This window comes from Pseudarthrobacter sp. DSP2-3-2b1 (assembly GCF_049895945.1).
Classification (GTDB): domain Bacteria; phylum Actinomycetota; class Actinomycetes; order Actinomycetales; family Micrococcaceae; genus Arthrobacter.
The window spans coordinates 109,641-133,230 of the sequence record NZ_JAFCTI010000005.1 but is presented as its reverse complement, the minus strand read 5'-3'; the positions used below and the strand labels follow the sequence as shown (position 1 = coordinate 133,230).

Annotated in this window: 24 protein-coding genes and 1 riboswitch; of the genes, 12 read left to right on the top strand and 12 right to left on the bottom strand. The window is 64.4% G+C overall.

All coding sequences use genetic code 11. The annotated features are described in order from the left end of the window. Positions 1-8: 8 nt before the first annotated feature. Both ACP7AX_RS08355 and ACP7AX_RS08350 read right to left on the bottom strand, forming a co-directional pair. On the bottom strand, positions 9-1,223 hold the full coding sequence (locus ACP7AX_RS08355) for an aminotransferase class I/II-fold pyridoxal phosphate-dependent enzyme (protein WP_426226083.1): 1,215 nt from the start codon (positions 1,221-1,223) through the stop codon (positions 9-11). Between the two features lies 1 nt (position 1,224). Continuing rightward, complete coding sequence (locus tag ACP7AX_RS08350; RefSeq protein ID WP_131683989.1) at positions 1,225-2,466, bottom strand: acyltransferase family protein; 1,242 nt, start codon at positions 2,464-2,466, stop codon at positions 1,225-1,227. Between the two features lie 757 nt (positions 2,467-3,223). Here ACP7AX_RS08350 and ACP7AX_RS08345 point away from each other — a divergent pair. Then, positions 3,224-3,727 carry a hypothetical protein gene (locus ACP7AX_RS08345; protein WP_131683990.1) on the top strand — a complete coding sequence of 168 codons (504 nt, stop codon included), beginning with the start codon at positions 3,224-3,226 and terminating at the stop codon, positions 3,725-3,727. Between the two features lie 115 nt (positions 3,728-3,842). Beyond that, positions 3,843-4,661, top strand: coding sequence for a CPBP family intramembrane glutamic endopeptidase (locus ACP7AX_RS08340; RefSeq protein ID WP_426226082.1), 819 nt, complete (start codon positions 3,843-3,845; stop codon positions 4,659-4,661). Positions 4,662-4,696: 35 nt separating this feature from the next. Here the strand turns inward: ACP7AX_RS08340 and aqpZ are convergent, their stop codons facing one another. Together aqpZ and ACP7AX_RS08330 are read right to left on the bottom strand one after the other, a co-directional pair. Continuing rightward, the gene (gene aqpZ / locus ACP7AX_RS08335; RefSeq protein WP_426226081.1) at positions 4,697-5,440 is read right to left on the bottom strand and encodes an aquaporin Z; all 744 of its coding nucleotides are present in this window, start codon (positions 5,438-5,440) and stop codon (positions 4,697-4,699) included. A gap of 109 nt (positions 5,441-5,549) precedes the next feature. After that, the gene (locus ACP7AX_RS08330) at positions 5,550-6,158 is read right to left on the bottom strand and encodes a hypothetical protein (protein ID WP_131683993.1); all 609 of its coding nucleotides are present in this window, start codon (positions 6,156-6,158) and stop codon (positions 5,550-5,552) included. 128 nt (positions 6,159-6,286) lie between these two features. Between ACP7AX_RS08330 and ACP7AX_RS08325 the strand changes: the two genes are divergently transcribed. Further along, on the top strand, positions 6,287-6,559 hold the full coding sequence (locus ACP7AX_RS08325) for a hypothetical protein (RefSeq protein ID WP_426226080.1): 273 nt from the start codon (positions 6,287-6,289) through the stop codon (positions 6,557-6,559). A gap of 18 nt (positions 6,560-6,577) precedes the next feature. On the opposite strand, the gene ACP7AX_RS08320 is transcribed toward ACP7AX_RS08325, so the two are convergent. Both ACP7AX_RS08320 and ACP7AX_RS08315 read right to left on the bottom strand, forming a co-directional pair. Continuing rightward, positions 6,578-7,450, bottom strand: a complete 873-nt coding sequence (locus ACP7AX_RS08320; RefSeq protein ID WP_426226079.1) for an HNH endonuclease — start codon at positions 7,448-7,450, stop codon at positions 6,578-6,580. A 72-nt stretch (positions 7,451-7,522) separates the two neighbouring features. Further along, complete coding sequence (locus ACP7AX_RS08315) at positions 7,523-8,731, bottom strand: globin domain-containing protein (protein ID WP_131683995.1); 1,209 nt, start codon at positions 8,729-8,731, stop codon at positions 7,523-7,525. A gap of 323 nt (positions 8,732-9,054) precedes the next feature. Between ACP7AX_RS08315 and ACP7AX_RS08310 the strand changes: the two genes are divergently transcribed. From ACP7AX_RS08310 to ACP7AX_RS08300, 3 genes are all read left to right on the top strand, one after another. Then, a complete protein-coding gene (locus ACP7AX_RS08310) occupies positions 9,055-9,804 on the top strand; it encodes an ANTAR domain-containing protein (protein WP_131683996.1) in 750 nt (249 codons plus the stop codon). 20 nt (positions 9,805-9,824) lie between these two features. Beyond that, positions 9,825-10,040: a hypothetical protein gene (locus tag ACP7AX_RS08305; protein WP_426226078.1), complete on the top strand. Its 216-nt coding sequence runs from the start codon at positions 9,825-9,827 to the stop codon at positions 10,038-10,040. 94 nt (positions 10,041-10,134) lie between these two features. Then, on the top strand, positions 10,135-10,485 hold the full coding sequence (locus ACP7AX_RS08300; RefSeq protein WP_131683998.1) for a hypothetical protein: 351 nt from the start codon (positions 10,135-10,137) through the stop codon (positions 10,483-10,485). A gap of 5 nt (positions 10,486-10,490) precedes the next feature. Here the strand turns inward: ACP7AX_RS08300 and ACP7AX_RS08295 are convergent, their stop codons facing one another. Next, entirely contained in the window at positions 10,491-11,237 is a 747-nt protein-coding gene (locus tag ACP7AX_RS08295; RefSeq protein ID WP_131683999.1) for a hypothetical protein, read from the bottom strand. Positions 11,238-11,383: 146 nt separating this feature from the next. Between ACP7AX_RS08295 and ACP7AX_RS08290 the strand changes: the two genes are divergently transcribed. Beyond that, the gene (locus ACP7AX_RS08290) at positions 11,384-11,755 is read left to right on the top strand and encodes a hypothetical protein (protein WP_426226077.1); all 372 of its coding nucleotides are present in this window, start codon (positions 11,384-11,386) and stop codon (positions 11,753-11,755) included. 81 nt (positions 11,756-11,836) lie between these two features. Here the strand turns inward: ACP7AX_RS08290 and ACP7AX_RS08285 are convergent, their stop codons facing one another. The 3 genes from ACP7AX_RS08285 to ACP7AX_RS08275 are packed head-to-tail and all read right to left on the bottom strand — an operon-like array spanning position 11,837 to position 13,977. Next, complete coding sequence (locus ACP7AX_RS08285; protein ID WP_131684001.1) at positions 11,837-12,028, bottom strand: hypothetical protein; 192 nt, start codon at positions 12,026-12,028, stop codon at positions 11,837-11,839. Continuing rightward, on the bottom strand, positions 12,025-12,612 hold the full coding sequence (locus tag ACP7AX_RS08280; protein ID WP_426226076.1) for a hypothetical protein: 588 nt from the start codon (positions 12,610-12,612) through the stop codon (positions 12,025-12,027). Before ACP7AX_RS08280 ends, ACP7AX_RS08285 begins: the two co-directional genes overlap by 4 nt. A gap of 9 nt (positions 12,613-12,621) precedes the next feature. After that, the gene (locus ACP7AX_RS08275; protein WP_426226075.1) at positions 12,622-13,977 is read right to left on the bottom strand and encodes a wax ester/triacylglycerol synthase domain-containing protein; all 1,356 of its coding nucleotides are present in this window, start codon (positions 13,975-13,977) and stop codon (positions 12,622-12,624) included. A 178-nt stretch (positions 13,978-14,155) separates the two neighbouring features. Between ACP7AX_RS08275 and ACP7AX_RS08270 the strand changes: the two genes are divergently transcribed. Both ACP7AX_RS08270 and ACP7AX_RS08265 read left to right on the top strand, forming a co-directional pair. Further along, on the top strand, positions 14,156-15,568 hold the full coding sequence (locus tag ACP7AX_RS08270) for an amidase (protein ID WP_426226074.1): 1,413 nt from the start codon (positions 14,156-14,158) through the stop codon (positions 15,566-15,568). 45 nt (positions 15,569-15,613) lie between these two features. Then, positions 15,614-17,146, top strand: coding sequence for a serine hydrolase domain-containing protein (locus tag ACP7AX_RS08265; RefSeq protein ID WP_426226073.1), 1,533 nt, complete (start codon positions 15,614-15,616; stop codon positions 17,144-17,146). On the opposite strand, the gene ACP7AX_RS08260 is transcribed toward ACP7AX_RS08265, so the two are convergent. Beyond that, positions 17,118-17,648 carry a MarR family winged helix-turn-helix transcriptional regulator gene (locus ACP7AX_RS08260; protein WP_426226072.1) on the bottom strand — a complete coding sequence of 177 codons (531 nt, stop codon included), beginning with the start codon at positions 17,646-17,648 and terminating at the stop codon, positions 17,118-17,120. The two genes, ACP7AX_RS08265 and ACP7AX_RS08260, sit on opposite strands and share 29 nt — an antisense overlap. A gap of 176 nt (positions 17,649-17,824) precedes the next feature. Here ACP7AX_RS08260 and ribA point away from each other — a divergent pair, with 176 nt between their 5' ends. The 3 genes from ribA (at position 17,825) to ACP7AX_RS08245 (ending at position 22,337) form a co-directional block, all read left to right on the top strand. Beyond that, entirely contained in the window at positions 17,825-19,702 is a 1,878-nt protein-coding gene (ribA, locus tag ACP7AX_RS08255; protein ID WP_426226071.1) for a GTP cyclohydrolase II RibA, read from the top strand. 93 nt (positions 19,703-19,795) lie between these two features. Next, the gene (locus ACP7AX_RS08250; protein WP_426226070.1) at positions 19,796-20,773 is read left to right on the top strand and encodes a dienelactone hydrolase family protein; all 978 of its coding nucleotides are present in this window, start codon (positions 19,796-19,798) and stop codon (positions 20,771-20,773) included. Positions 20,774-20,873: 100 nt separating this feature from the next. Beyond that, on the top strand, positions 20,874-22,337 hold the full coding sequence (locus ACP7AX_RS08245; protein WP_426226069.1) for a protein adenylyltransferase SelO: 1,464 nt from the start codon (positions 20,874-20,876) through the stop codon (positions 22,335-22,337). Positions 22,338-22,404: 67 nt separating this feature from the next. On the opposite strand, the gene ACP7AX_RS08240 is transcribed toward ACP7AX_RS08245, so the two are convergent. Further along, a complete protein-coding gene (locus ACP7AX_RS08240; protein ID WP_426226068.1) occupies positions 22,405-23,253 on the bottom strand; it encodes a LysM peptidoglycan-binding domain-containing protein in 849 nt (282 codons plus the stop codon). A 3-nt stretch (positions 23,254-23,256) separates the two neighbouring features. Beyond that, positions 23,257-23,443, bottom strand: a riboswitch (cyclic di-AMP (ydaO/yuaA leader). Positions 23,444-23,590: the final 147 nt, after the last annotated feature.

The following is a 23,590-nucleotide window of genomic DNA, read 5'->3' as shown; positions in this document are numbered from 1 at the left end:
AGCAAGCATCATGGGCGGCTTTCCTTTATTGCTGCCTCGAATGCGGGCAAGCTTTGTTCAATCATGTCCTCGTTGGCCGTCAGGGAGATCCGGAAGAAGCCCGGTGTCTCGAACAGCACGCCCGGCAAGACGAACACATCCCTGCGTGCAAGTGACTCGGTAAACCCCTCGTCGTCCGGAGTCGGGGAGGGGATGTAGAGGTAGAAGGTGCCCTCCGAACGCCAGACGCGGTAACCCATGCCGCCGAGCACCTCGATAAGGCGGTCCCGGCGGCGCTGCAGCTGGCCGACGTCGATGGTGAATTGCTCCAGCTCGGGAAGCGCATGCTGGAGAAGGGCGTTCGGATACACCCAGCCCATTGCCACCTGCAGGCCGCTGATGGCCGGTTCCATCACGTCCCGGTCAGGCATGGTGGGCGGCAGCGCCAGATAGCCCACCCGCTGTCCGGGCGAAAGGTGGGTCTTGCCATAGGAGTAGGCCAGCAACGTGTGCGGGTAGAACTCCACAGGGCTGTGGAACCGCAGGCCGTCGAACACAATCCGGTTGTAGGCCTCGTCCGAGATGAGGTAGATCCGCCGGCCGATCCTCGCCGAGGCAGCCTCCAGCAGTTCTGCCAGCCGGCGCAGCAGTTCCGGTGGATATATCCGGCCGGTGGGATTGTTTGGCGAGTTGACGATCACCACCCTGGTGCGTTCCGTAACGGCGGCCTCGATCGCGCTGAGGTCAAGGTCGAACGTGGTGGTGTTGATTTTCACCTTCACCGGCACCAGGCCCGCTTCAAGGACCAACGGCTCGTAGAGGAACCACGGAGGGAGGCTGTAAATGACCTCATCACCGGGATCCGCCACGGTCTTCAGCGCCAAGGCGATAGCGGCAAAGCCGCCCGTGGTGAGGTAGATGTCCTCTGGCCGGAAGGGCACGTCCAGCAGCCGCCTCAGGGATTGCGCTGCCGCTTCACGGGCCGCCTCGCCGTTGGACTGGTAGGCGAACCACTGGTCATCCTGCGGAGTCAGGGCCGCCCGAAGCGTGTTGACATAGCGGTCCGCCGGCATCTGGTGGGGATTGCCGAAGGTGAAGTCACAGCCGCCTGTCCGGCCCTGCCGGCGGGACCCGAACTCGTGAATATACGCCTCAACACGCTGGAAAGAAGGGATCGATGCCAGCCGGGCAGCGCGCGCCGATACCGCCGAGGTGACCTGGGATGTGGCCCTTGGATCATTCATGTCAGCGCTCCTGGATAGGGCCGTGGTGGAGTATCTTGTCCGCCAATGCTCCGGACCCTGCGGGCCACATGCGGGGAGTTCTGCCCGCAGCGACGTCCTCGATCCAACCCAAGCACAGGATGGTGATTCCCAGAAGGGGCCAGACGCTCAGGAACAGCAGCCAGTCGCTTTCCAGTAACCAGGGAATGGCCGTGCTGAGGGAGAGGTTTCCCCAGCCAAGGTCAATCAGCGATACCGCAGCCACGAGCAGCAGGTTGTGCCATAAATAAATGGTGATCGCGCGGTTATTCATGAGCGTTATCACCCTGTCAAGGATCCGCATTGGCCCCGGCAGTGCAGGCCAGACGGGGGACAGCCGCAGGAGAACCGCGCAAAACCCCAAGGACCAGAGCGCTTGGGCCATCGGGATATCGTTCAGGTTCCAGCCTTCTGCGCCTAGATGGCTGGCCGCCCAGGAGAGTCCTAGTGCCATAAGTGCCAACGCGAGGGCGATCACTATCGGGAGCCGGAGCTTTCGCAGCAGGCCATCATGGTGGGCGAAACCAAGGATCCAGCACGAACCGAAGGTGGCGAAATCGGTGACAGTGCTGTTTGCCCAGTCGGGTAATGGCGCGGCGTGTTCCTGATTCAGCGCTACAAGGAGCAGGAGCGGTGCCAGCAGGACGGACCGGGGAAAGCGTCGAAACGCTTTGAGCAGCAGCGGCGAAAGCAACATGAACCAGAAGTACGCCCGGATATACCAAAGGATTTCTTCAGCCTGAAAACCCCAGGTGGAGTCGGCGAGGAAATCGTTCGTGCCAGCGTTTTCCGGGTACGGCGGTACCCCAACAGGGAGGAACCACAGTGCGATGTTCAGCCAGGCGCCTTCCTCCTCCTGCCACGGCCGCCAGCCCGCGAAAACCAGCAGGCCGAGCACTATGATGGCGTAGGCCCAGAGCGGGAGCAGCAACCGCCGGGTTCGGCTTTTCAGAACTCCGCCGGCCGAGCGATCCAATGAGCGGGCCATCAGGGATCCTGCCAGCGCGAACATCACACCCATTGAGGGGAACACCAGGCTCAGCCAGACAGCCCCTGAGAAGCTGTGGAACGCAACTACCCGCGCCAGCGCCACGGCACGCAACGTGTCCAGATAGCGGTCGCGCCCGGCGGACCGGAGGGGAGTCAAAGCTGTCTGCGCCACCGGGATGAGAACATGCGCAGGGCGAGGGCCCTCAAAGCCGGGTTCGTCGTCGTGATTTTTCATCGACTTCCCTCAGGGGCGCAGGGCTACCCGGCGAGGCGGGCGCCCCCGGCGTACTCTCCGTCGTTTTGGGCTGATGCTGCCGTGCCGGCGCGATGAACGGACGGCGCTCTTCCTGGGCGCCCTGACTCCGGAGCGGCGTTCCGCCCGGCCCAGAAGCGCAAGCATGGAGGAGGTGATTGCAATCCAAAGAATGGCCGCAGCAAGGACGATGAAAATTGAAGTCAAAGAGTCCATTTGAGATCTTCCAAGGGATACCTCGGTCCGGGGGATTTTCGTTTCCCGGCTACTGATTGTCCCTTTGTCTGGAGACCTGTTTGCATGTTCTCAGATTCCGTCCCCGTGCGGAAGTACTTCAGGTTTGCGGCCCAACCACAGTTAGAAGGAGGGCCATTTTGGGGTTGTTGGCTGCGTCGCCTTCGGGTGGTTGGCGTGTTGCTGGAGTGGCTTTGGTGACGCCTGTTGCCGCGATCCGGGCCTGCACTTATGGTGGCCGATTGAAAAGACCGCAAAAAGGGTAGTTCCGGCCCTAGCGCCCGGCCATACGCAGGCGCAAAATATAACGACCGGACCACGAACAGGATGAGTCCGGATCCAAGCCCCCCGCTTAGCCGGGGCGTGCTATTTGAAATTGGGACGGGCAGGCTGCGGCCGCCACACAGATCACGCGAGACATGCTCAGTCGCGCCATGCTCAGTCGCGTCGGCTCAACTCTGTCCAGAAAAAAATGGTGAATCCCATCCTTTCTAGGAGCAACAAAATGTCCATCACTCAAACCGCAAAAACCCGCTCAACCCGGGCAAAGATCGCCCTGGTTCCGTTCCTCACGTTAGGTATGTTCGTTGGATCCCTGGCAGTTGCCGGCCCGGCACAAGCCAACCACAACGACAATGACCGCGTTCGCGGATGTACCGTGAAGCCTCTGGATCCTCGCGATCTTCGGGGCAGTAGAGTCGATTTCAAGATTGAAGTGCACTGCAACGACGACCGGACCGTCCAGGTCCGCCAGCTTCGCTACGAAGACGAGCGTGGCCCGCGGCGCAGCGACGACTTCCTTGGTCACTCTCACTTCACGGTGAAAGTCAATGACGACGACAAGAAGACCATCCACAGTGTGGACCACGTCCGCAACCTTGACCGCAGGGGTGCAGAAGAGGTCTACCATCTTGTTTCGTTCCGCGTGAAGGAAGACCATGGGCGCTGGTCCGACTGGACTGGCTGGACCGATTGGAAGAAGAGCAAGGTAGTCGAGGTACACCGCTAAACACCTGGTGGTGCACAGGCAATCCATGCGGCCGGGAGCCAGAGGCGTGAGCCCCTGGCTCTCGGCCTATGCATTTTGGTATCGCGGAGGCGGCCGGCCCTGACATGCTGGTGTGGTGACATCGATCTCCACCCACCCACCCCGTACCGCACTCACGTGGAAGCTGCTGCCGGCGGCGCTGCTCTCCGCGTCAGGGGTGCTGCTGTTCGGCGTCGAGAATGACATGTTGGGTTACGCCCTGCTCGCCTCGAGCCTGGTTGCGGCGGTACTCGTCGACCGCGAGTTGTCCCGGCACCTCACTTTGATCGCGGCAGGCATGGTCTTCATCAGCCTGGTTCCGCTTAACGCGGACCTCAGTGTCACGCACATGACCCTGATGGGCGGTGTCCTGGCCTTGGCCGTGCTGGTGCCGTGGCTGGTGTCGCGCTTTGTCTACCGCGAGAGAATCATCAGATTCCCGGTGAACACGGGCCATAAATGGCCATTGGCTGCCAAGCTGTACCTGTTCGCTGTTGTTGCCCTCGGGTACCTGATCCTGCCGGTTTACCTGATCCGCACCGGGGTTTACCAGAACTGGCCGGACGCCTCCGACCCCACCATCTTCTGGCGGCTCTTCCTCGGCGTGAACACGGTGGGCATCTGGGACGAGCTGTTCTTCATCTGCACCACGTTCACGCTTCTCCGCCGCCACTTTCCGGACTGGCTCGCCAACGTCCTGCAGGCCGTGGTGTTCACGTCATTCCTCTGGGAAATCGGCTACCAGGCCTGGGGCCCGCTCCTGACGTTCCCGTTCGCGCTCCTGCAGGGCTACACGTTCAAACTGACAAAGTCCTTCACCTATGTAGTGACGGTGCACCTGCTTTTCGACTTTGTACTGTTCCTCGCCCTGGTGCATGCGCACAACCGCGATTGGCTGCCGATCTTCCTGTACTGAGCCCGGGCTTCAACGCACCAGGGCGCGGGTAGTGCTTACCGCTCCAGCACTACGTCCTCGGTGTTCGGGAAGATGAACTTGTAGCTGAACCCAGCAATTGCTGCCCCAATCAGCGGTGCCACAATGAACAGCCAGACCTGGCCGAGGGCATCTGCTCCAGCGAACCAGGCAACACCCAGCGACCGTGCCGGATTGACGGAAGTATTCGTAACGGGGATTGAGATCAGGTGAATCAGGGTCAGGGACAGGCCGATGGCGATCGGAGCGAAGCCTGCCGGTGCCCTGGTGTCCGTGCTTCCCAGGATGACGTAGAGGAACACTGCGGTCAGTACGATCTCGGTCAGCAGTGCCGCGACCAGGCTGTAGCCGTCGGGGGACCGCTCACCATAGCCGTTGGAAGCGAAACCGGACTCGACTGCGTTGAAGTTGTCTTTACCCGACGCGATGGCGAACAGCACCAGCCCCGCGACGGAGGCGGCGACGATCTGGGTCACCCAGTAGGGGAGGAGGAGTTTCCATTCGAGCCGGCCGGCAAGTGCGGCGCCCAGGGTGACGGCGGGGTTGAAGTGTCCACCGGAGATATGGCCTACAGCGTACGCCATTGTCAGGACAGTGAGCCCGAAAGCGAGGGCCACACCCAGGAAACCGATGCCCATGTTGATGTTCCCGTCGGCAATCACTTTGGCCGCCAGCAAGGCGCTGCCGCAACCGCCGAAAACAAGGACGAAGGTTCCGAGGAACTCGGCACTAAGGCGAGATGGAAGGGAGGAAGTATTCATACTGTGCTCCTACGCTCAAGGGCGGACATGATTCCCTGAAGCTAGCCCACTTTTGATCGCCGAGGGAGACTAAACGGGTTAACTTTTGGTTGCACGGGGACGTAGTGGTTCAGTACTTCTGGGCCAGCAGAGCGGCGGCGGCGATCTGTCCGCCGTCGAGCAGGACCGATTGTTCCGGCATTCCGGCTTCCTTCCACTGGACCACCAGACGCAGATCGCCGCCGGCCGGGAGCGGCCACAGCCATAGCCTGGTCGCTCCGGTCAGTTCATCGTCGTTGCCGCTTCCCCCTTGGCCGTTGGCCACCAGGACCGGCCCGGTGACGGTCTCGCTGCCGTCAAACATGCCGGGCCGGATGTGCGTGGAAGTGGTCTTTTGCCCGTCGGGAAACTCGGCCCCAAAGAGCAGCGCAGATTCAAGGTCCTCCGCATAGCCCGGACCGGGCGGCGGCTGCCGGAAGAAGCGCGCGTTCCCTGCAGCCCATTCCCTGTCACTTTCGTTGGTCCGCCGGACGCACCAGACGACATCGACGGCGCAGCCATTCGAGTAGACCTCTGCGCACTTGACGGCCATGACGAACCCCGGCGAACGGTGAAGGAACTTTCCAACATGGATAACGCCGGGCAGCTCGTCGGCCGGCGGTCCAAGCCATTCCGGCATGACGTGACGTGGAGGGCGCGGACGTTCCGGCGGTTCGGGCAGGTCCTGGAAGAAACTCATGCGCTCATCTCCTGAAGTTGGTTTGAGTGTACTGCGAAGGTCTGGATCAAGCCGGATCCCGGGTCTACATTGGTTTAAGGCTTATGCCGCGGGCCGACCCAGCACCGATCCACGATCAGGAGGGGACCATGAGCCCCACACCAAAACAACCAATGACCGATGACAGCATCCAGGTCCGCCAGGTCAACCACTACCAGTTCAGCTGGGTGGCGGGGGACCCCGGAGAAGAAGGCATCTGGACCCTCCAGCTTGTGCTCGACCAGGGTGCATGGGAAGAGGTCCTGACCCTCGATGCGGACGACGCCGAGGTCCTCCAAAGCCTCCTTAAGCGTTCTGCGACCGTGTACTACGATGTCCGGCGGCGGACACTTATGTTCGGGACCACCCCCGCAGGTCAGTAGCCAGCCGCGCTGGGGCCGTCATTCATGGTGAGTTTCGAGGATGCGCCGCGCGTTCTCCTGGGCTTCGAGGGCCTGCTCACTGACGGTCTCGCCACGCACATGGCCCGAGGCTGCGATGACGCTTCGAAGTTCCGGGACGGTCCGCGGGGTGCTGACTCCACGGTGGGCCATGGCGTGGCAGTTAGCGCACAGCGGCACCAGGTCCGCTACCGGGTCCAGCTGGTAACTGATTCCCAGCAGGGAAGCCGGCACCGTGTGGTGGACGTGGATGAAACCCTCGCCCATCACGCCATAAGTGGCTTCGAAGGAAAAGCCGCAGGCAGCACACGAGGTCCCATGGAAGGCAAGGCACATCCGGCGGGCACCCGGATCCAGCTCGTAGCGGTTCACCTCAATCCGGCTTACCGCTTCGCGGGGGTAGGTGCCGGGAACCACACAGGCGGGGTCCACTGCAGCCGGCCCCTGTTCCCGCCAGAGCTGACGTAAGCCAGGCTCCGACGACGGCGGGACCGGCGTTGCGGTGCGCCGGTTACTGCCCTGCCACCGTATGCCGGGGACAGCGGCAACGAGGGTTCCCGGCTGGATCTGCTCCCCAAGGGGGAGCAGCGCATCGAAGGCGACACTGACGTATGTCTCGGGCGCCGCCGGCGCACCGGACGGTTCGGCTTCAAAGGTCTCCGAGACCACGGTCCCGTGGCCGATCAGTCCACGGCCTGCGTCGCTGCCGCCCTGCAGCACGAGCCAGGCCTCCGTCCCGGGCTTGATGTTGCGGCGGCGGCCAACACTCCACCGTTCAACGTGCTGGCCGGAGTCGGCAACCTCCTCGACGACGGCGCGGTAGTTCCACCCTGTCCACCGGTCCGGGTTCCAGCCAAGAAATACTGCAGCCATCATGTCCCTCCTGTCGCAGTCTGAGACTATCCCCAGCCGGCTTCGGAAGGTGACCGCACGCCGTCGTCGAATTTACTGGTAGTCAGCCAGCCAGAGATCCGGACCGAACACTTCGTACTGGATGTCCTTGGGGCGCGTCCCTTTGGCGATGAGATCGCTCCGTACTGCCTGCAGGAACGGCAGCGGGCCGCAGAGGTAGTACTCGGCGTCAATCGGCAGCTCCACCGCATTGATATCCATGAACCCTGTGAACGCGGAGCCGCCCGCATTGCCGCCATTGGATGGATTGAGGAACCAGCTGTGCATGGAGCCCTCGGCCAACGCGCCGATGTCCTCGCTGACCTGCTTGCGGAGTGGAAACGAGTCCGCACTGTCATCGGCATGCAGGAGCATTACCTGGCGCTGGGACCCGGCCTTGACAAGGTGCGAGAGCATTCCGGCCATGGGCGTGATGCCGATGCCGGCGCTCGCCATCACCACCGGCCGGTCGGTGTACTCCAGCACCACGTCGCCGAACGGAGCGGAGAGCACCACCTCATCGCCCACCTTGACATCGTTATGCAGCAGGCTGGACATCTCGCCGTCGGGAGTGCTGAGCCCGTGAACCCTTTTGACGGCGAAATGACGGTGACGGCCGTCGTCCGCACGGGTGAGGCTGTACTGCCGCGGCTGGTGCACGCCGTCCTTCATGAGCATCTTGATGGTCACATACTGTCCGGGCAGCGACGGCTTCACTTCCCGTTCGTCAATACGCTCCACCACGAAAGTGACGACGTCGTCCGTCTCCTGAATGCGCTCGGCCACGCGCCAGGTCCGCCAGATGGTTTCCGGCGAAAGGTGGACAGCGTTGTAGAGGCCGCGTTCCTGGTTGATCAGCAGGTTGCCCATCAGCCAGTAGACCTCGTCCCAGGCAGCCGCCACCTCCGGCGTCACTGCATCCCCCAGTACATCAACGATGGCCCAGAACAGGTGTTCGTGGACGATCTGGTACTGGTCCGGGGCCAGGCCGAGTGAGACGTGTTTGTGGGCAACCCTCGACAGCAGATGGTCAGGCAGCTGATCCGGTTTTTCCAGGAGGAGGGTGGCGAACGCAGCGATCGATCCGGCCAGTGCCTGCTGCTGCCGGCCGTCCGCCTGGTTTCCCCGGTTGAAAAGACCGTCCAGCAGGTCCGGCCTCGCCTCGAACATGTGTTTGTAGAACCGTTTGGCGATTTCTTCGATGTTTGCACCAACCACGGGCAGCGTTGCCTGGATGATGGGGCGGGAAGTGTCAGAGAGCATGGTGCGTCCTTCCGGATTGACCGGCATCTGCCAAGCCGGCGTTGCCTTGGCCGTGCCAATGTAGCAGTCAGGGTATGCCCCATGACCGGGCGATGGTCCCTTGTACCTGCGTCAGTAAAGGTGTACGCCCGGGCGAGGGGGACCCTCGCCAAATGATCCACGCCGAGGTTTCGGCCCACGCAGCCCGGCGGTCCGTAGCTGCAGCAATAGGGGGTCCGTACTTCCTCGCGGGCGGGCAGAAGGGAGTAGGCTGGGAAGACCGTTAGGCAGAATGCGGACGCCAGTTAAGACTGGGTTGGATCCCAGCATCCGGAAGGTTGCCCATGTCTGCCCGAGTTCCCCTCTCCTATCCCGCCGCCGACATCACCCGTCATGTCGAGGACCTTGTCCTGGATTGTGCGGACCTTTCCGGCTTCCTTAAAGACCTTGCGGTTTTCTGCGCTGGGCAACAGGCCTTCGTTTCCGGGGACGTCTCCTGCGGAATGACGGTGCTCAGAGCTTCCGGCATCCCCCACACAGGCGGCTCCGAAGAACCCACACGAGGCCTGGAGGACGTCCAGACCCGGTACCGCGAGGGACCTGGGTTGTCGGCTGCCCTGGACGAGGCGATGGTCCTTGTCACGGATCTGAGATCCGAAGAGCGCTGGCCGAGCTTCATCGACGCGGCGAGGCGCGAGAAGGTGCTCTCAGTCCTGGCGCTGCCGGTTCAGCTGGAAGGCGAAGCCAGTGCTGCCATGAGCTTCTACAGCCTGCGGCCCCATGGGTTCGGCAGGGACGCCATTGCCAGCGCGCATGCCCTGGCTGCTGACGCATCGAAGGGATTGCGACTTGTCCTTCGGATCGCCACCCTGCGGGAAACCGAGCAAAATCTGCGGGCGGTGATGGCTGCGCGCCCGCCTATTGATATCGCCGTTGGTGTGATCATCGGGCAGGAACACTGCAGCCAGGACGTGGCGCTCGAATGGCTGTTCCGGGCCTCGCGGACCCGCAACGTCAGCATCCGCGATCTCGCTACGGAAATTATTGCCACTGCCGGGAACGCGCACCCGGTCAAGATCCATTTCGACGACTGAAGGGACATGGGAGTTTTGCGATGGACGCCGGGACGATCAGCGCCTTGATCGGCGGGTACATTGCCGCCGTTGTTGCTGTGTTTCTCATCTACTCGCCGGTTCTGCTCCTCTTCGTTGGTCTGCTGATCACGGCAGGCCTCATGCAGCTGGTGGCCTGGCCCTTCCTCATTCTGATCCGGAAACTACGGCGGCATCAGCCGGAGCCCCCATCGGACGGATCCTGGCTCCTGCATTGAGCCGTACTGAGCTGCATTGAGCTGCATTGAGCTGCACTGATCAGCGCTGGTCCCTCTGCGTTGGTCCGCACGGAGCGTGGGAGGGGGAAGTGGCATGACCTGGATTGTAGTGCTGTTCCTGGTGGCCCACGGGCTGGTTCACCTGGGCCTGTGGTGTACGCCCTTCGATCCCGCCAAGGCGCCCTTCGATCCCCGCCGCTCCTGGATCGCTGCGCGGCTTGGAATGGAAAAGGCGGCGAGGCGGCTCAGCGTGGCACTCGCGGTGGCTGCCGCCGTCGCATTCGTTGCCGCGGGGATTTCAGTGATGACCGGCGCCGCATGGGCGCCGGCAGCTGCTGTGACCGGGGCGGTGATATCCCTGGTGCTCACCGCCCTCTACTTCCACCGTTGGCTGGTGCTGAATCTCCTGATCAACGCAGTCGTCATTGCCGTGGCGGTGCAATAGTGCCGTCAGGATTCAGCGGAGGCCTCGCCTGCTGAGAAGTCACGTTTGAAAAGGCGGGCCAGGAGAAGTCCTGCCGCGATCAGTGTCAGCCAGACGATGCTGATGACGGCAATCTCGAAGACGTCGCCCCGGTCGATGCCAAGAAGGGCTGATACTACGGCGAGCGCCAGGAGAACGGCTGCAAAGCTCAGCAGAAACAGCCAACGCAGGCTCTTCTCGAGACGGGTTCCGCTGCCCAGCGCCGGAACCAGACAGAGGAACACCACACTCATCAGCAGGTAGCCAAGCTCCTCGAGGGCGATGAAGATGCCGTTCGGGTTGTACTGGCTGAAAATGGCCCATCCGTCGAGCTGCCCCTTTTCGAGGCTAAGCTGCATAACCGTGGCCTGGATGTAGTAGTCGATCAGAAGAACGGCAGCTGCAATGACCGCCACGGCCAGGGCCAGCAGACTGTAGACCTTGCGGTCCGGCGGAGTGTGTTCATGCACAGCCGCCACGAGTGCCACGAAGAGCAGCATCAGGATCATGGCCGGAAACAGCCAGTAGTAGTCGCCCGGCCATTGATCGGATATCACCTCACTCGTGAACGGATAGGGGACCTTGTCCGGCAGGGCGGTCAGGGCCAGTCCGAACGTCAGGACAGTCACCAAAGCCGTTGCCAGGGCCACGCGGCGGCCGAACCGGGAATTGGCAGCGCCCCCGGGGACCGCCGAGGGCGACACGGACGGAAACAACCTCTTTTGGCTGTCCATGATGGTGACCTCGCGACCTTGGTTATGGACTGCAAAAACAGACCAGCACCTTGCTGTATGTGGCCACTATGGATCGTGTTGATTCCGTCGCACAAGAGGACAAAAGACCCTGCTCAAGCTTCGGAGGCAGGTGTTTCAGTGGGGATATGACCGAACATCGCCTGGCGCTGAAAGCTGTCAAGGTATTTCACACGTTTGCCTGGTTTACGATCGAGGCCTGCATGGTGTTCGTGCTGTACGCCGGGATCCGGGGGCAATCTGACCGGAGGGCGGGTCAAGCCGCAGCTGTGGTTGCCGGCGAAACCCTGATCTTTGCCGCCAATGGTTTCCACTGCCCGCTGACGCCCCTCGCGCGGCGCCTGGGTGACCCCACAGGTTCCGTGACGGACATCTATCTGCCCAAGTGGTTCGCGCACAACCTGCCGGCGATCCACGTTCCGCTGATCATTCTCGCCGTCGTTCTCCACACCCGGAACCTCAGGGCTGCACGGCTCCGTATACCGGGGAAGAGGCCCTGACATGGCGGACTCCACAAAGATTGTCAGCGCGGCTGTATTTGTCATCGCCATACTGCTGTGGGCCGTCTCAGGCGGGCTGGGCTAAATGGGTTCCTTTGCCAGGGCTTTGGTCTTGGCCGGAGTTTCGCGCCCGAGACGTTCATCAAGGGTCACGCGCAGCCTCGCTGCGGCCACTTGAACGCGGTGCTCGGCTGGCGAGACCTTTTTGGCCGGCGCGGGGGAGGCGTTCCGGGGAGTATGGATGTACCGGTGTTCAGATGTGCCTGCACTCATGGTCCAACCTCCTTGGCCTCGTCCTCATATGTCGTTCCATTGTCGCCCATGTAATCGCCGGAGTCCACGGCATCGGCGGGGAGCCCGCCCGAGTTCCCCGCCCCGGCTGCCGTTTCGTTTACGCCCTCCACTTCCCCGAAGCCCGCTGCGACCACGGCGCCATCGGGTTCCCCGTTTTCGTCACCGGAGACGTTTTTCCAGGCAATGTCGAAAAGCTCGAGTTCTTCCTTGCGTGCCAGCTCACTGCGGGCCAGGACGTCCAGGGTCGCCAGGCCAAGGGCCTTGGTCCCTTCATCCTCGTCCAGCGCACGGTCCAAGGCCCACTGGGTCCGGCGCCACCACTCAGCCCGGCTGTCCGCCTCGGTCTTCTGTTGCAGGGCCTGGGCATCCGCTTCGCGCTTCTGTTCCAGGGTGGTCTTATCTGCGGTGGTTCGCTGTTTCAGGGTCCGCCAGTTGATATAGAAAGCCAGGAGGGCCGCAATCAGGACGGCGAGCGGCCCCAGTCCGGCCAGGATCACCCACCAGTCGGCCGGCCCTGAATGGATGACGACGTCAAGGGGGCTCGGGGAGGGCGTCGCAGTCACGAGACCAGCTTAGGCCGCAGCGGCCAGGAGTACCCGCAGTTCCGTCCGGGCCGCGGCGATGAACTCGCTGAGGTCCGGATAGCCAGTCCCGTCGGCAACCACCATGACATTGAACTGACCGGCGTATGACATCGCGCCGACACCGAGGGATACATTGCCGGTCAGGTTCAACAGCGGGAAGACCTCGAGCAGCGGGGACCCGGCGAAGTAGAGCTGCCGTTGCGGCCCGGGCAGGTCCGCGGTTTCCAGGTTGATCCGTTGGCGGATGATGAGCCGCAGCAGCACCGCACCCACCAGCCGGCTGCGGAAGGTGGTTCCCAGTGATGGGCGTGCCATGGCCTTTCGCCTGCCGGTTTCAGCCGCAATGTGCCGAAGTTTCAGCACGGGATCGCCGGGGCTGACCGGGAGCCGGACCACCATCTGCGTGATGAGGTTCCCGCCCACTTTCGGTGCACCCTGGGTGGTTCGCAGGGAGACCGGCACATAGACCGGGAGGGCCACTCCCTGTACGGGCTCGCCCCGGCTTTGGAGCAGGCCCCGCAGGCCACCGGCGGTGATCGTCAGCAGGACGTCGTTGATTGTGGCGCCGTTGGCGTGGGCGATGCGCCTGACCGGTTCGAGGTCAGCGCGGAGCAGGCCGAATCTGCGATCCGCGCCGGTCACGCGGTTGAGGCTTGTGCGGGGTCCAGGTTCTTCGGCCAACAGTTCGCGCAGGGAGGGCCAAGCCGTCCGGGCGCGACGCAGCACACCCACAGGGTCGGCGATGCTGGTCAGCGAATGTGTGAGGCCGGCCGCGCTGCGCCGGAGGTTATCGATGATGAGATCCCGCCCAAAGGGCAATGCTGCAGGACTCCACGGGGGTGAATCAGGAGGCTCGGCGGACGGGCTGACATCGAGGAACGCGGCAAGGTCTGCGACCCCTGCCATGCCGTCGGCCACTACATGGTGCAGCCTGATGAACAGACCCACGCGGGCTTGAGGCAGCCCGGGCAGGAACCACATCTCCCAGAGCGGGCGGTCCCGGTCCAATCTGCAACGGCGCAGGCGTTCGACGGTCTCCAAAAGCTGAGCTTCATCTCCCGGAGCAGGCACCGGTGCGATGTTGACGTGGTGCTCGATGCTGAACCGGTGATCGTCCACCCACACCGGCCAACCGAGACCCCTTGCGGGCGTGAAGAGCAGTTGGCGGAACCGCGGCAGCAGGTGGAGCCGCCGCTGGACAGCCTCCCGGGCGGCGGCGAGACGGAAGCCCCCGTCTGCTCCGAGAAACGCCGCGCCGTCGATGACTGCCAGTGCGCCGACGTCCTGGGGCCACAGCTCGTCCGGCCAGAGAGTAAGCCGGTCTTCAGCGGTGATTCTCTCCACATGCACCCCCTCCTGTCCATCGTCTGGGGGAGTTGACCGGCAGGTCCAGAGTCATTGGACCCAACCCACCGCTGCCCTCCGGAACTCCCATGTACAAGCTTCCCGTCAGAAGCGATACTGAAGGCCTCGCCGCGATTCCCACAACGGACCAACGATGCTCCCGAGGCAGGTGATGGACATGGCTGTCACAGGCTCGGACCTGTGGCGCATGGGCGCCGGTGAGCTGGCCGGGGCTATCAGGTCAAAGCAGGCCTCCAGCCGGGAAGTGGTGGAGTCGCATTTGCGGCGGATCTCCCAGGTGAATCCAGCAGTCAACGCCGTCACTGTTGTGCTGGCAGAGGATGCCCTGGCCGCTGCAGCAGCAGCCGACCAGGCCACAGCCCAGGGGGCCGAGTTGCCTCCCCTGCACGGGGTCCCCTTCACGGTTAAGGCCAACATCGACCTCCTCGGCACCCCGACCACCGCCGGTCTCCGGGCGCTGTCAGACGCGTATCCCTCGCAGGACGCGCCACAGGTCGGGCGCCTGCGAGGGGCAGGCGCCATTCCGCTCGGGCGGACCAACTGCCCGAGCCTCGCGGTGCGGTGGCACACGGAGAGCGAGCTGTGGGGTGCCACTGTCAATCCCTGGGATCGCTCGCGGACGCCCGGTGCTTCCAGCGGAGGCGAGGCGGCAGCGCTGGCCACCGGCATGACACCCCTGGGCCTGGGCAATGACGGCCTGGGATCGCTCCGGTGGCCAGCACAATGCTGCGGCATCACCGCGCTGAAGCCCACTTTCGGCCGCATCCCACACGCCACGATCGAACCGGCCGAGGTGCCGATCGGCGTCCAGTTGACAGATGTGGAAGGCCCACTGGCCCGGCGGATCGCAGACCTGAGGATCGCCCTCGAAATCATGGCGGGGCCGCACTGGCGCGATCCGTGGTCAGTGCCTGCCCCGCTCCGAGGGCCCGATCCAGGTAAGCCCATCCGCGTCGCACTCGTTATGGATCCCTGCGGCCAGGGGACCGCCAAGCAGGTGCAGGACGGCCTTGCCAGGGCAGCCCAAGCCCTCCGGGATGCGGGCTACGCCGTCGAGGAAGTGGAACCGCCATCAATCGACGAGGCTGCAAGGACTCTCCTGGCCATGCTGAACACGGCGGAGGTCCAGGCCCTATGGGAAACCATGGGCCCGACGCTTCCGCTGCCTACGCAACGGTTTTTCTCGGCCTTTTACGAGATCGCCGGACCCTCCGACCCGGTCACGACGCTGCAAAGCTTCATGACGCGGCAGTCGCTGCTGCGCGCCTGGGGCGAGTTCCAGGAATCCCATCCCCTGATCGCCGGACCCGTCTACACCGGCGTTCCTTTCGAGGCCGGTACCGATCTCGACGAGGGGAAGGTCGCTGAAACAATCAGGGGCATGCGGTTGACCATGGCGGTCAACGCCCTGGGCCTGCCTGCCGTGGCTCTGCCTGTAGGCCTCGGGGAGGGGCTGCCGCAGGCGGTTCAGCTGATCGGGCCGCGGTTCCGGGAAGACCTGTGCCTGGACGCCGCGGCCGCAATCGAGGACAGGCTGGGAATTATCACTCCGATCGACCCTCGTGGTTGAGCGGTCACCCTGCAGAAAAGAGCCAGCGGGAGGAGTTGATGCAAGGTGTCCACCGAACATATCACCGGAGAGCCTGAGCAGGCGGATGAGGTTGCCGTGCGGGCGAAGGCCGCCGAGGTGCTGAACATCTGGCCCTCGGCCGGAGTGGCAGTGGCAATAGTCCGCAACGGAAGGCCGCCCCGGTTCCACAGCCACGGCGTCGCGGATACCTCTACCGGCGAACCGGTGACTGAAGACACCGTTTTCCGGGTCGGCTCGCTCACGAAAACGGTCACCGCTGTGGCCATCATGCAGCTGTGGGAGCAGGGGCTCATCGATCTGGACGCCCCGGCCAACCGCTACCTCACCACCTTCCGGTTGAGGCCCGTCCGGCCGGACCTCCCACCGGCCACGGTCCGGCACCTGCTCACGCACACGTCCGGCGTCGGGTATTGGCGCCGGCTCCCGGACCTGCTCCGTCCGGGCTTTGGCGCGGGCATCAGCGCACCCCGGCTGGTGCCGCTGGGGGATTACTACCGCCGTGGATTGCCGCAGGAGATCGAGCCGGGGACCAAGTGGGCCTACAGCAACCACGGTTTCGCAGCGCTGGGCCAGATTGTCGAGGATGTCACGGGCCAGGCGTTGGGCGACTACTTTCGCGCGCATATCTTCGATCCCCTCGGCATGGATCACACCGATCTGGTCCGCTCCGTGCGGGTGCTGCCCGGCCTTGCCACCGGCTACGTCATCCGCCGCCGGGGGCTGGTCCCTGTGGATGACTTCGAGGTGCCGGCGCCCGGGGGAGGAGGCCTGTACTCGACGGCCGCAGACATGGCCCGCTACACCGCCTGCTTGCTTCCCGGAGGAGCCGCAGGCCAGGGGGCGATACTGCAGCCTTCGACGGCGGAGCTGATGTTCCAGCCACACTTCCAGCCTGATCCGCGCCTGCCGGGAGTGGCGCTGGGATTCAATATCGGTGCGGAAGGGGAGCACCGCATCGTGGGTAAGGACGGTATCCTGTCAGGCTTCCTGGCGCATCTGGCATTGGCTCAGAGCGAGGGCGTCGGCGTCGTGGTCCTGACGAACACCGGGGCAATCAGCGGCCAGGGAGCGGCAACCCCCCTCGGCACAGCACTGCTCCGCCTTCTGCTCCGCCTTCCCCACGAAGCGCTGCGTACCGATTTGCCGCCGCACGCGGAGGTGTGGTCCGCGTTGTGCGGCTGGTACGCACCCGCCCCCGGGCCTGTCACCAACCTGTTCAATCGCTTGCTCATGGGCGCCGGCGTCGAAGTGGCCGTCCACCGCAACCAGCTGATGATGAAGCCGCTCACACCGGTACCCGCGATGCGCAAAGGCATGCGCCTTTACCCTGACAACCCGGACGATCCCTACACCTTCCGAATCGATATGACCGAACTCGGCCAAGGAACGATTCCGGTGGTCTTCACCAGTCCCACCGGCGCCGGGACCAGTCAGCTCCTGATGGACACCCTCGCGTTCCAGAAGCGCCCCGACGCGCAGAACCCGAGGCGGCTGGCCGCCGGAGCCCTGGCCGCGGGGGCAGCTGTTCTCACCCTCCGGCGGGGCCTGCGTCATTAGGCTCGGACGCCGGGCCCCCGGTCCGCAGGCAACGGTCCGCGGGGTCGACGGCGGTCATGATCCGTCTGCCGATGCTTCCCAGCTGGCGGGACTGCGCCTTTGTGAGGGGATCAAACACGAGGTTGCGGAGGGCCTCCACATGCCCCGGAGCCGTCCGGCTGACCTTCTGCCAGCCCTCGTCGGTGAGCGTGGCCAGCGTGATCCGGCCGTCGGAGGGATCGGTGGAACGGCTGACCCAGCCACGCTTTTCCAAGCGGGCCACCACCTGGGACAGGCGGGGGAGGCCGGACTCCGTGAAGGCGGCAAGATCGCTCATCCGGCGGGTGCGGGCAGGCGCTTCGGACAGTCCGGCCAGAACCATGTATTCGAAGTGGCTCAGCCCGGCATCACGCTGCAGTTGGGTGTCCAGCGCAGCAGGGAGCTTCATCATGACGCCCACCAGTGTCAGCCAGACATCGCGTTCATCGTTGCTCAGCCAGCGTGGCTCATTGTCATGCTCCATGGGTTCAGTGTAGGCCGTTTACTTCAAGTATGAAGTTTCTTGACTCTCGAACCGCTTGCGTCGTGAACCAATGGGCTGTACGGTTTACTTTAATATTCAACTAATACTGCTGGCTTTGGCTTCGTTCACTGCGGGGTCAACCCGCTGCCTTCGTACCTGCTTCCCGAGGAGCTGAGATGACCGTTTTGTCCGGGACCATGGTGCGTCCCTACGAACAACCGGCCACCGTGCGCAGCCAGGTCACCGTCCCGCTGCGTTTCCCCGACGGCTTCATGGCCACGGCCGAGGTGATGACGTTCCACGGACTGTCCGACGGTCAGGAGCACCTGCTGCTGGCGCTCGGTGAGTGGGAGCAGACCCTCCTTGACCAAGGATCGTCAGGTAAGGCACCCCTGGTCAGGCTCCACAGCGAGTGCCTCACCGGCGATGTCTTCGGCAGCGAGCGCTGCGACTGCGGCCCACAGCTGCGCGAGGCAGTCGAGGAAATCTCCGCCGTCGGGGGCTTCCTCCTTTACCTCCGCCAGGAAGGGCGCGGGATCGGCCTCTACTCCAAGCTCGACGCGTACGCGTTACAGGACCAGGGCATGGACACGTACGAGGCGAACCTCGCGCTGGGCCGCGGCGAGGATGAACGCGATTACAGCTCTGCGGCCCAGATGCTTGGAGCACTTGGCGCAGGCCGCATCAGCCTCCTCACCAACAACCCGGACAAGGTGGGCCAGCTGGCGGCCCTCGGCATCAATGTCAGGGAACAGGTTCCCACCGGCGTCCACCTTTCGGAGGCCAACCACCGTTACCTGTCCGCGAAAAGGAACCACACGGCACACACCATCGAGCTTCCGGAGGCCATGCCCGGTGACGTTCCTGCTTCTGCACCTGCCAGCGTCCAGGTCCCCACCCACGATGAGCTGCTGGCCCGTGTGGATGCCCTTGTTCCGCGGCTGCGGGAGCGCGCCGAAGAGACCGAGCGGATCCGGCAGGTCCCGGAGGCCACGATGGCGGAACTGAAGGAAGCGGGCGTCTTCCAGATGCTCGCACCCAAGGCTGTTGGCGGATTCGGCATGGGCCTGGAAACCTATGTCCAGGTGGTGCGCCGGCTGGCGCAGGGTTGTGTCTCCACTGCTTGGAGCGTGGGGCACCTCGTGGAGCACGTCTGGATGCTGGCACGCTGGCCCCAACAGGCCCAGGACGAAGTGTTCGCCAACGGGCCCGCCCCCTTGGCGGCAGCCACCGGGGCGCCCCCGGGCAAAGCAGCGGAAGTTCCAGGCGGTTTCACTATCTCGGGCCGGTGGAGCTTTGCCTCCGGCGTCATGCACTCCGAATGGGCTCTGCTGGCCGCACAGCACGGCGGTGCCCGGATGCAGTTCCTGGTCCCTGTGGCTGAACTTGAACTGCTGGACGTGTGGCACACGGCCGGGCTGCGGGGGACCGGCAGTAATGACCTCAGGGCTGCAGGGCTCTTTGTCCCTGCGCACCGGGCGCTGGCCTGGGACCGGCTGGCGGCGGCGGACAACCCCGGCAGCAGCATTCACCCGGATCCGAACATCCACGTCCCGATGGCCACGTTCCTGAACATGGTTGCCCCCGCGGCCGCCCTGGGTGCCGCCGAGCACGCCCTCGAGGTGTTCCGCGGGCTGATGATGGTGCGCAAAGTCAAGCAGACGGTGCAGCTGCGCCAGGCCGATTCACCCCTCGCCCAGGCCCGCTTTACACAGGCATACGGGCAGGTTGCCACTGCGCGGTTGCATTGGGAAGAAGCCGTTCGGGTGGTTTCCGGTGCGTATGAGCGCCCGCCCGTGACTTTCACGGACGAGGAACGGTCCCGGTACCGGCTCTCCCTTGGCCTGAGCGGCGCGGCGTCGGCCGAGGCCGTCCGCCTCATTCTCACGGGGTCAGGCGGTAGCGTCCACCGGCTGTCGCATCCCCTGCAGCGCATCCAGCGCGATGTCAACGTCCTGCTCAACCATGCTTCGCTGACCATGGATCCGATCCTGGAACAGGCCGGCCGCGGACTCCTTGACCTGGGCTTCAGCATCCCGGCTGAACAATTCTGAGCTCGCGGGTTCGACAGCCCACCAGAGGCCACCGGCCCTTGCGGGACTTCCGGAGCGGGAGGAGGATATTCGCCTCAGCCGAGGAGGCCTGTGATGATCGAGCTTGGAAAGTTTGAACGGTATCTGATCGAGGAATTCTTCGACGATTACCGCGCCGGCGAGATGTCCCACCGCACATTCACCCGCCGGGTCGCGTTCATCATGGGAAGCATGACCGCAGCGTCAGCAGCCATGTTGCTGGTGGGCTGCACCCCGGAGGAAGTACCCTCCGGCAGCGACCCGATGCCGAGCTCCGGCCCCCCGCCTTCCTCCGCGGCCGGCAGCGCACCCACCGGAAGTGCGGTTCCCGGGGCAAAAAGCCCGCTTTCCGTGCCGGAAGGAGATGCGGGGCTCACGACGGCGACCGTCACGTTCGCGTCCGGCGGCACCGAGATCAGTGGTTATCTCGCGCGGCCGGACTCCGGACAGTCCGGTCCGGCGGTGATGATCTGCCACGAAAACCGAGGGCTCACACCGCATATCCAGGACGTTGCGCGGCGTTTCGCCAAGGCCGGCTATGCTGCGTTGGCCCTGGACCTGCTGAGCCGGGAGGGCGGGACCGCCAGCCTCGACTCCGACGCAGTCTCCGGAGCACTCACCCGTGCAGGGGCCCCCCGCCACGTTGCGGACTTCGCGGCGGCTTTGGAGTACCTCCAAGGGCAGGTCTTTGTGGACCCGGAGCGGATAGCCATGAATGGCTACTGCTTTGGCGGCGGCATCACCTGGCAGGCGGCGACGGAGCTGCCCGGCCTGAAAGCCACCGCCGCGTTCTACGGACCCGCCCCGGACCTGACCAAGGTTCCCTCAATCAAGGCAGCGGTGTTCGGCGTATACGCTGAACGCGACCAGCGGATCACCGGGGCCATGCCCGCCCTCCGCGATGCCCTGGCAGCGAACAACATCACGCATCAGATCACCGTTTATCCCGGCGTCGACCACGCCTTCCACAATGATACGGGCGAGCGCTACAACGAGGCTCAGGCCACGGCAGCCTGGAACGACACCTTGGCCTGGTTCAAGCAGCACGTCTAAGCGTTGCAGCGAGTCCAGGGGACAAACATTTTAGGCGCTGCCCACTTCCGGAGCCCCCGGAGTCGGCTGTGGATACAGCCCCCGCGGGTAGTCTTGAGAGATGAGAGCTGCAGCAGAAACCACGCTGTCCTTCGAGGGCCGGTTCGCCCGCGACCTCGAAGAGCTGGCCGTTCCCTGGCAGGCGGAGGAGGCTCCGGACCCGCAACTTCTGGTCCTGAATGAGCCGTTGGCCGCTGAGCTGGGCCTGGATCCGGCTGAGCTTCGCACTCCTGAAGGGACGCGCCTGCTGATCGGCAACCTGGTCCCGGACGGTGCCACTCCTGTTGCCCAGGCTTATGCGGGCCACCAGTTCGGCGGTTACTCGCCGATTCTGGGCGACGGCCGGGCACTGCTCCTCGGGGAAATCACGGACGCCCGCGGGCGGCTCCGCGACGTTCATCTTAAGGGTTCCGGACGCACACCGTTCGCCCGCGCGGGCGACGGCCTCGCCGTCGTCGGCCCAATGCTGCGCGAGTACCTCGTCAGCGAGTCCATGCACGCGATGGGGATCCCCACCACGCGGTCCCTCGCCGTCGTCGGGACAGGGCGGGCGGTGCAGCGCGAAACGATGCTGCCCGGGGCTGTACTCACCCGGGTCGCGGGCAGCCACCTGAGGGTGGGGAGTTTCCAGTTCGCCAGGGTCAATGGCGACACTGAACTCCTCCGCCGCCTTGCCGACCATGCGATCGGCCGCCACTATCCGGCAGCGGCCAAGGCTGCACACCCCTATGTGGCTTTCTTTGATGCTGTGATAGCCGCCCAGGCGTCGCTGGTTGCTCATTGGATGCTGGTGGGGTTTGTTCACGGTGTGATGAACACGGACAACATGGCCATCTCCGGCGAAACCATCGACTACGGTCCCTGTGCCTTTATGGACGCCTTCAACCCGGCCGCCGTGTACAGCTCAATCGATCAGGGCGGGCGCTATGCCTACGCCAACCAGCCGCTTATTGCCGAATGGAACCTCACCAGGCTCGCCGAGGCACTGTTGCCCCTGCTCCATGAGGACCAGGAGCAGGCTGTTGCCATGGCCGTGGAGTCGCTCGGCGCCTTCCGCGGGGAATACAGCGCCGCTTGGCTGGCCGGGATGAAGGCCAAGCTCGGGCTGGAGGCGGCGGCCCAGGACGACGTGGTGGCGCCGCTGGCCAACGAACTCCTGGCGATGCTGGCGGAAGGGGAAGTGGACTACACGTCGTTCTTCCGCAGCCTCAGCTCAGCAGCCGGTGGAACCACTGAAGCTGTCAGTGATTTGTTTGTGGATCCCGCAGCGTTCGAGGCCTGGGCTGAACGCTGGCAGGCGCTTGCTCCGGACGCGGAACCCATGAACCGGGCCAACCCCGTGTACATCCCCCGGAACCACCTGGTTGAGGAGGCCCTCGCAGCAGCCACGGCCGGGGACCTTGGCCCCTTCAACCGTTTAGTAAATGTGCTGGCGGATCCGTATACGGAGCGGCCTGGCCTTGAGCGATATGCCGGCCCCGCGCCGGAGGACTTCGGGAGCTACCGGACTTTCTGCGGGACCTGACAAAATCAGCGGACGGCGGCGGCGGGGCTGCTTGAGGCTGCCCCGCCGCCGTTCGTTCCGGCTGGGATCACGCTACGCGGACGAAGGATGCTCCCGTGAGCCAGCTGATGGAGTGGACTTCGGTCTTGAAACCGTCCACGCCGCCGCTGACAACCTGGCCGTTGCCGGCGTAAACGCCCACGTGGCCGGCCGTGATAACCAGGTCACCGGCGGCCGGGGCCCCCACCACGCTGCCGTACTGGAAGAACTGGCCGGGGGCCAGGTCTCCCACACTCTTACCGACCGAGCGCAGTGCCTTCTCCACCATGGCGGTGCAGTCCTGCTGGATTCCCACCTGTGAGTAGGCGGACGCCAGGATGGCGGAGCCTGCTGCACCGGACGGAGCCGCGGCTGCAGGAGCTGCCGGAGCTGCCGGTGCCGCGGTGGACGCCAGCCGGATGCCGGTGTTGGTCGGGGCGGCCGGCGCAGCGACTGCCTGGGCAGGTGCCGGCGCAGCGTAGCCGGCACCAGGAATCTGGATCTGGTCGCCGGGGTAGATGATGGCAGTGATCGACAGGCCGTTGGCGGCCAGGACGTCGTTGAGGGCAACACCGTTGGCGGCGGAAATAGCGCCCAGCGTGTCACCCGAAACGACGGTGTGGACGTTGCCTGCTGCGGGAGCCGTGGCGGCTGCCGGGGCGGCAGCGGGTGCGCTGGCCTGGCCCTGGACGTTGGTGCTTCCGGCCGTGTCAGGGCCGTGGACGCCTGCCTGGGCTGCGGTGCCGGCACTGAAGAGCATTCCGGACGCGGCCACAGCGATCAGGGCTGGCCTGCCGATGGTGCGGGCGTGTGCTTTAGCTGTCGAAGACAGGCCTGTCAGCACAATAGAGCGGTTTGCAGCGGCACGATGGCGTGCGGAAGTGGTGTTCTTGGACATGGTTGATTGCCTCTCCCATGCCTGCGGGGTGAGCTGTCGGGTTCGGGTCGGAGACACCCGGCCGGCAACGCTTCCGTCAAGGACGGAGCGCTATCGACTTAACCCCAAGGCTTCCTTCGAAGCCGTGGAAACGTGGTTCCCCCGTCCCTGCCAGTTATGAGCTGGGGTCCCGGTTCAGCGGCAGGGCTCGGCATACTGACGGGAATGTCCCGGCTTTGAACCGGGGCACCGGACGACCATAACCTCTACTCGCCGGCAATGTCACATTCCGGTAACGGAATGTAAGCGGTAGAAGTGCCTCGCTTCTGCGCCTGCTTGAACACCTGACCGTCACGAT